Origin of the sequence: Clostridium sp. UBA6640 (assembly GCF_002455975.1) — a bacterium.
Classification (GTDB): Bacteria; Bacillota; Clostridia; order Clostridiales; family Clostridiaceae; genus Clostridium_J.
The window spans coordinates 1-8,449 of sequence record NZ_DKLM01000021.1; the positions used below are offsets into that span (position 1 = coordinate 1).

At 29.1% G+C, this 8,449-nt stretch carries 7 protein-coding genes and 1 tRNA gene; 7 read left to right on the forward strand and 1 reads right to left on the reverse strand.

What is annotated here, in order from left to right; translation table 11 throughout:
- Positions 1-175: 175 nt before the first annotated feature.
- Positions 176-1,438, reverse strand: coding sequence for a D-alanyl-D-alanine carboxypeptidase family protein (locus B2W91_RS02705; RefSeq protein ID WP_291578745.1), 1,263 nt, complete (start codon positions 1,436-1,438; stop codon positions 176-178).
- 114 nt (positions 1,439-1,552) lie between these two features.
- Between B2W91_RS02705 and B2W91_RS02710 the strand changes: the two genes are divergently transcribed.
- The 7 genes from B2W91_RS02710 to B2W91_RS02740 form a co-directional block, all read left to right on the forward strand.
- Positions 1,553-2,170, forward strand: coding sequence for a helix-hairpin-helix domain-containing protein (locus tag B2W91_RS02710; RefSeq protein ID WP_291578746.1), 618 nt, complete (start codon positions 1,553-1,555; stop codon positions 2,168-2,170).
- A gap of 236 nt (positions 2,171-2,406) precedes the next feature.
- Positions 2,407-3,435, forward strand: coding sequence for a selenide, water dikinase SelD (gene selD, locus B2W91_RS02715; protein WP_291578747.1), 1,029 nt, complete (start codon positions 2,407-2,409; stop codon positions 3,433-3,435).
- A 26-nt stretch (positions 3,436-3,461) separates the two neighbouring features.
- Positions 3,462-4,850: an L-seryl-tRNA(Sec) selenium transferase gene (gene selA, locus B2W91_RS02720; protein WP_291578748.1), complete on the forward strand. Its 1,389-nt coding sequence runs from the start codon at positions 3,462-3,464 to the stop codon at positions 4,848-4,850.
- Between the two features lie 115 nt (positions 4,851-4,965).
- Entirely contained in the window at positions 4,966-6,873 is a 1,908-nt protein-coding gene (selB, locus tag B2W91_RS02725) for a selenocysteine-specific translation elongation factor (RefSeq protein WP_291578749.1), read from the forward strand.
- 122 nt (positions 6,874-6,995) lie between these two features.
- Positions 6,996-7,092, forward strand: a tRNA-Sec gene (locus B2W91_RS02730).
- Positions 7,093-7,222: 130 nt separating this feature from the next.
- On the forward strand, positions 7,223-8,221 hold the full coding sequence (locus B2W91_RS02735) for a tyrosine-type recombinase/integrase (RefSeq protein ID WP_291578750.1): 999 nt from the start codon (positions 7,223-7,225) through the stop codon (positions 8,219-8,221).
- Positions 8,221-8,449: helix-turn-helix domain-containing protein (locus B2W91_RS02740; protein ID WP_291578751.1), on the forward strand; the 229-nt coding region annotated here is incomplete at its 3' end. The genes B2W91_RS02735 and B2W91_RS02740, both read left to right, overlap by 1 nt.

Here is an 8,449-nt window from a genome sequence, read left to right on the forward strand (position 1 = left end):
GAATTGTGAATTTAGTAGTATTGGTATCAATACCGATAAATGTTAATTACTTTCAGGGATAGATCAAATTTAGAAGTGGTACATCTATATATGGGGTTACTCAATAGAAGTTCACCTATGCATATACATAATCTTAACTTTAATAATAAAAATTTTTATTATTAATCTTTAAACTTTAGTGTCTTCCTCTTAATTTATTTAATCTTCTACGTCTTTTTTTTCTTAAATTTATTCCCCTTATTATTAGTACTATTAATACTAATAATAGTATAAACCCAATAACTAAAGTAATTTTTATAGTTCTCTCATTATTTTTTATAATTTTAGCAGCTACAGGAAACCTTTTAGGTGTATAATCTGTTCCACTAATAAGTTTAATTTCACTTATCTTATTATTATATTTCATTGTAGCAGTAGCTATTAACTGACCTTTTAAAAATGACTTTTTATCAAGGTTATCTATATTAAAAGAAATTTGAGGTTCTTCTTTTACAGATAAATCTTTAGTGTAAAACTCATCATTTGAGGCTAGTAGAGGAATTACGGTACCATCCTCAGCTTCATAAGAAGTTATTAAATCATCTTTACTATAAAGTTTTATTGTATCGAAATTATTAAAAGCCCATTCAAATATATCTCTACTATCTTTAAAATAAGTCTTATAAGGATCATATAGAAGAGAAACTATATATTTTTCACTTCCTTTTTCTGCAGAAGCTACAAAGGAATGTAAAGATTCGTCAGTATAGCCTGTTTTAGCTGCTATACATGGTTCATAATAATAGTCTTCATAATCATGTAAAAGCCTATTATCATTCCATAGTGGCCTTTTTTCCTTATATTTATTTGTAGGGTCTAAAAATAAAGTTTTTGTCTTTGAAATCTTAATATACTCAGGATTCTTTAAAAGCTCTTTTTCCACTAATGCTAAATCATAAGCAGTAGTTCTATGATTTGGCTCATATAATCCATGAGGATTTGTAAAATTAGTATTTTTACAACCTAATTCCACTGCTCTTTCATTCATCATTTTTGAAAAATTTTCCTGAGTTCCACCTATATGTTCTGCTAAAGCTTGTGCACAATCATTAGCGGAAACCATAATTAAAGAATATAATAATTGTCTAACTGTAAGCACTTCTCCTTGGTCTATGTATATTCTAGAGCCTTCTATAGTTGGAGGTGTAGCTCCTACTGTAACTTTTTCATCTAAATTGCAATTTTCTAAAGTTAATAGTGCAGTCATCAGTTTCGTTGGTGATGCAGGGGGATATCTAACATCCTTGTTTTTTTCAAATAGAACCTCACCAGTAGTTGCATCAAGCACTACCATTCCTGCAGCGCTAGGATCAGGAGCTGTTGGTGCTGCAAATATGTATTTAAAATTGCAAAATGAAAGAGTACTTACTAATAATAAACTTGCAATTACTTTTTTCATGTCTTCCTCCTAGTAATTTTAATATGATAGCTACAATTATATCAAAAAATTTAATAAATATCGATAGATATTTATAGAATATGGAAATACTCAAAATAGAAAGGAGAGTATTTCATGAAAGATAAAGAAAAAATTATTGGTTCTATTTGTATATTAGTGTTAGCTATAGTATTTCTTATTAGTGGATATTTAATAACTAGAAATAATAGTAAAGAGGCTTATGAGGATATATTTATAGAGACTAAGGATATAAGTAATGAAGAAGAGAGGAACTCAATATTCGATGAAGAAGTTATAGTAGTAGATATTAAAGGTAAAATAAAATATCCAAGGGAATATACTTTAAAAAAAGGAAGTAGAATAAGAGATTTAATAACTATGGCAGGAGGATTAACAGAAGAGGCAGATACTAATAGAGTACATTTTTCAAAAACGTTAAATGATGAGGATTGTATAGTTATATATGGAAAAGATGATAAAGAGGGGGATTCTAGTATAGTTAGCTCAAATAGTATAGGTAATTCTTCTAATAGTTCTTCAAAAATTAATATAAATAAGGCTACTATTGAAGAACTAACCCAATTGTCAGGTATAGGGATCTCGAAAGCTAAAGCAATTATTGAATATAGAAATGCTAATAATGGATTTAAGTCCATAGAGGAGCTCACAAATGTAGATGGTATAGGTGAGAAGACTATTGATAAATTTAGAGATAAGGTGGACATTAGATAGGGATTATTATAAAATGATTACGTTGAAATCTTATCAAAATTTTAAAAAATAATCTTAGTAGATTATTATAGGGTTCCATAATGGGAATTTAACTTATACATNNAATTTTTCATTTTTAATTATTAATCCTTAATTTCTAAGAAGTTAAGCTATTTTTATAGGAGATTTATTTTTTATAGTATATTTTAAGTTTTTACATGTATCCCTATAGAAATTTATAGGCAGGAGGGTTTAACATGGAAAAGAGATTGACAGAACTTTCAAAAACGTCAGGATGAGCAGCTAAAATAGGGCCGGAGACCCTTTCAAAAATATTAAACAAATTGCCTAAAATGCACAATGATAATTTAATTGTCGGCATAGAAACATCAGATGATGCCGCAGTTTATAAATTAAGTGATGATTTGGCAACTATTCAAACCTTAGACTTTTTCACTCCAGTAGTGGATGATCCTTATACTTTTGGGCAAATAGCTGCCGCCAATTCACTAAGTGATGTTTATGCTATGGGTGGAAAGCCTACTGTTGCACTAAATATAGTTTGTTTTCCAAATTGCCTTAATATAGAGATTCTAGGTGAGATATTAAAAGGTGGAGCAGATAAAGTTATAGAGGCTGGAGCTGTGGTAATAGGAGGTCATAGTGTTTCTGATGATGAACCTAAATATGGACTTTCGGTAATGGGAATAGTACATCCTGATAAGGTTCTTAAAAATTATGGATCTAAAGAAGGTGAAGTATTAATACTAACTAAGCCTTTAGGAACAGGGATACTCACTACTGCGATAAAAGCAGATATGGCTTCAAAAGAAGCTTATAGTGAAGGTGTTAAAGTTATGAGTACCTTAAACAAATATGCAGGTGAAATCATAACAGAGCATTATGTTAGTGCTTGCACAGATGTAACTGGATTTAGCATAATGGGACATGGCTACGAAATGGCAAGTGCATCTAATGTGACTTTTAAATTATATAAAGATAAATTACCTATAATTGAAGGTATTAAAGAATATGCAATGATGGGCTTAGTTCCAGCAGGTAGCTATAATAATAGAAATTATTTGGATGGGAAATATGAATTGAAAAATGTTGAATTATGGATGGAAGATTTATTATTTGACCCACAGACTTCAGGTGGACTATTAATTTCTACAACTAAAGAAGAAAGTATAAAAATTATGGAGAAATTAGACAAGTTAGAATTAAAATCTGCCATAATAGGAGAAGTAATTAGTCTACAGGAGAAGTATATTATTGTAGAATAAATTTGTTATGGTATAGGAGAAGTAATATGGATAAAGAGTTATTGAGGCAATTGCCTAAAATAGACGAACTTTTAAAAGAAAATTTAATATTAAGAGAGCTGAATATTACAGGAAGAACAATTGTTGTGGATTCTCTTAGAGAATCAATAGATTTATATAGAAGATATATATTAGAAGAGAAAATTCATAGTTTTGAAAGAGAAGAGATTTTAAATTATGCAATTAAACTTTTAAATGACAAGAAAAAGCCTAATTTAAAAAAGGTTATAAATGCTACAGGCACAGTTATACACACTAATTTAGGACGTTCACTTTTAAGTGATGGTGCCATAAAAAATGCTATCGAGGTAGCTAGTAGTTACAATAATTTAGAGTATGACATAAATAGTGGCAAAAGAGGTTCAAGATATAGTCATATAGAAGAGCTTATAACTAAAATTACAGGGGCAGAAGCTGCTATGGTGGTAAACAATAATGCTGCAGCAATAATGCTTGTTTTGGATACATTATGTAAAGATAAAGAAGCTATAGTATCAAGAGGGCAACTTGTAGAAATAGGTGGATCTTTTAGGGTACCTGAAGTTATGAAATTTAGTGGAGCTAAACTTATGGAAGTGGGTACTACAAATAGGACTCATTTATATGATTATGAAGATAATATAAATGAAAATACAGGATTATTGTTAAAAGTACATACTTCCAATTTTAAAATTTATGGATTTACTGAGGAAGTTGACGCTGAGAGTCTAGTAAAATTAGGTAATGATATGGATATTCCGGTAGTAGAAGATATAGGAAGTGGAGTTTTAATAGACTTTTCTAAATATGGATTTACCTATGAGCCTACAGTACAAGAAAGTATAAAAAAAGGTGTTGACATAATAACTTTTAGTGGAGACAAAATGTTAGGCGGTCCTCAAGCTGGAATTATAGTAGGAAAGAAAAAATATGTAGATCTCATGAAAAAAAATCAATTAACTCGTGCGTTAAGAATTGATAAAATGACATTAGCAGCATTAGAGGGTACTCTTAAGTATTATTTAGATGAAAAATCAGCTATAGAAAATATTCCAAGCCTAAATATGATTTTGGCTTCAAAAGAAGATATGAAGAAAAAGGCTATGAAATTTAAGAAAAAACTTTCTAGTAATACTAAGGATTTCAATTTTACTGTAACGTTAGATACTTCTATGGTAGGTGGAGGTTCTATGCCTACAGAAAAAATAGAAACCTATGTTATAAAAGTTAAAAGTAAAGTCTTTTCAACTAATGAGATGGAACAAAAACTTAGATATAATGAAACGCCAATAATAACAAGAATATTCAATGATGAACTTATTTTAGATGTAAGAACTATATTTGAAAAAGATTTCGACATAATTGCAAAAGCATTTTCAAATATGAATTTTAAATAAGAAAATAATTTTTATCGAAGCGTGCATTGTAACTGTATATTAATTGAGTTTTGCATTGGCTTTTTAGATAATACACATGCATATGAAATTATCTAATTGAAAGGATGAATGTTTTATGAAGCATATTATTATAGGCACAGCTGGTCATATTGATCATGGTAAAACTACCTTAATTAAAGCTTTAACAGGAAGAGAAACAGATACTTTAAAAGAAGAAAAAGATAGAGGAATTTCAATAAACTTAGGTTTTACATATTTTGATTTACCTTCAGGAAAAAGAGCTGGAATAATTGATGTGCCTGGTCATGAAAAATTTGTAAAAAACATGTTAGCAGGTATAAGTAGCATAGATGTAGTTTTACTAGTTATTGCTGCTGATGAAGGTATAATGCCTCAAACTAGAGAACACTTTGAAATACTTCAATTATTAAATGTGAAAAGAGGAATAATAGTACTTACTAAAGCAGATCTAGTGGATGAAGAATGGATTGATATGATTAAGTTAGACATCAAAGAGGAGTTTAGCGGAACTTTCCTTGAAGATGCTCCAATACATGCAGTATCTTCAAAAACTAAGACAGGTTTTGAGGAACTTATAAAAGATATAGAAATTATGACAGATGAGGTAGAAGCTAAAGATACAGAAGGACACTTTAGATTACCAATAGATAGAGTCTTTACTATTAAAGGATTCGGAACTGTTGTTACTGGCACTATAATTAGTGGTAGAGTAAATGTAGGAGATACAATAGAAGTATATCCATCAAAAATAACTACCAAGGTTAGAGGAATTAAAATTCATGGTGAAAGTTGTGAATTTGGAGAGGCAGGTCAAAGATGCGCTCTTAATTTAGCTAATGTCAAATTAAATGAAGTTCAAAGAGGGTATGTAATTGCAAAAGAAAATATGATGGAGCCTTCCAGCACTATAGATTGTAATCTTTATTATTTAAAAAGTGCTGATAGAACTTTAGTGAATAGGCAAAGGGTTCGATTATATTATGGTACCGAGGAGGTATTATGTAGAGTTGTAATATTAGATAAGGAAGAAATCGAACCAGGTGAAAATGCTTATGTACAGTTAAGATTGGAAAAACCTATAACAGCACAACGAAATGATAGATATGTTATAAGAAATTATTCTCCTATGTACACTATTGCAGGTGGTAGCATTATTGAGCCAGTAGCTAAAAAAGCTAAGAGGTTTGATAAAAAGTACCTTGAGCAATTAAAGTTGAAAGAAAGTGGGAGAACAGAAAGCATATTAGAAAATGCTGTTTATAATTTAAGCGTGCAGTATCCTGATATGACAGCTATTATTAAAGGTTTAGGTAAAAATTTAGAAAATATAGATGAGAAACTGGAAGCTCTTATAAAAGAAGGATTAGTAATAAAATTAATTTCTTCAGAAAGCAATATATATATTCATAAAGATTTTTTGAAGGATAAAATAATTGAAATTGAAAGGTTATTGGTAGAATATCATAAAGAAAATCCATTAAAATTTGGAATGTCTAAAGAAGAAATAAAAAATAAAATATTTGGAAAATCATTAAAGCAGAAGAATTATGATGAAATATTGCAACTTTTAGAAGAAAGAAAAATAATAAAAGTAAGTTCAAAGTTGATTTCCATATATGATTTTCATATTAAGTATAATAAAGAACAAGAGAGAATAAGAAAATATATTATTTCAGAATATGAGAAGTCTAAATATAATTGCCCTAAATATAATGAGTTAGCTAATGAAGAAAAAGATAAAAATACTTTTAAAATGGTATATGAATCATTATTAGATCAAGAAATTTTAGTAAAGCTTAGCGAAGAATGTGTATTGACAAAAGATAATTATGAGAATGCTAAAATTATGATTAAGGAATATATAGAAAAGAATGGAGCAATAAATGCTTCCACTTCAAGAGAACTTCTAGAAACCAATAGAAAATATGCTGTAGCTATACTTGAACATTTAGATAGTATAAAATTTACAAAGCGAGTAGAGAATGATAGATTACTATATTAATATCAAATATAGTCTATTTAAAATTATAATAGAAAATACTATATTAAAATCAGAAAATTGTTGAAATGTGAAAATATATGTGTTACAATTTCATATGTGTTCTACTTTAAAACATAATACAAGGGAGTAGATAGGTGCTGGTGTGCCTGCCGGTCTTCAAAACCGTGTTGCCGTGCTAAGACCACGACGGGTGAGTTCGATTCTCACATATTCCCGCCAATTTTAGAAGTATCAAGGGTTTAGATAATACGTTATGTATTAATCTAGCCCTTTTTTTAATTTAATAAACCGTATTGCAGAAGTTATATAAATTTTCTCACTACAATATGCATGAAAGTGAGGAATATCAATGGGTAATAAGAAAATTAAATTTAACTTAAATACCGATATGCAAATACACCGAGAAATAGACGACAGAATATCTATGCATAATTTTATTGAATTACATGAAGCTTTTATAGCAGATAAAGAGCTTGAAGGGCTTGCAGAACGTACATTAGACGATTATACAATTAATTTAAATTATTTTAGGAATTATGTAGAAGAGAATATACAGTCTGATTTAAACCGTGTTGCGGTAGATGTAAATATTTTTAAGAATTATATATATTTTATGCTCCAAGAAAAAGAATATAGTCCATTTACTATAAATATTAGATTAAGAACATTGAAATGTTACCTAAGATGGCTACATCAAAATAATTATATTAATGAAAACATTAATATAAAATTAAAACTTGTTAAAACGCCACAAGATACTATTAAGCCCTTAACAGATGTAGAAGTTAAGAAATTGCTTAATGCCTGCGACTTAAGCACATATGCAGGGTTTAGAGATTTTTCAGCAATGCTATTAATATTGGACTGTGGTATAAGGGTAGGAGAAATGGTGCAATTAAAAATAAATGATGTAGATTTAAAGCAAGGTTTAATCAATGTAAGAGCAGAAGTATCTAAAACTAGAGTTAGTAGGCAATTACCTATATCTCCGAAAACTTGCAAACTATTAAAGGAATTAGTAAATTGTGCAATAGAAAATAAATCAGATTTTTTATTCCAAAGCACATATGGAGGACAAATTAAAAAACAAAATTTAATATTATCCTTTAGACGATTGGGAGAAAAAGTAGGATTGAAAAAAAGATGTACACCGTATATTTTTAGACATACATTTGCTACAAATGCAGTAAAAGCTGGAATTATGGAGTTGTTTACCCTACAGAGAATCATGGGACATTCTAGTTTAGCAACTACTAGAAAATATATACAATTAGAAACGGAAGATTTAAAGAAAAAACACAGAAAAGCATCTCCAATAGATAGATTTTTTGATGGAGGTAATAAATAATGACAAACTATACAATAATCCAAAATGATACAATTACCTCTAATTTGAGCAATGGTGCTTTTAGATTATACTGCTTATTAAAATCAATGGCTTATGGAGACAAAGATCACTGTTTTCCTTCTCAAAGCTATTTAGCTAATGCTTTGAATAAATCCGTAAGAACAATTCAACGTTATTTACAAGAGTTATATAATGCCAAACTTATACAAAAACGTCGTAGAGGGTCTA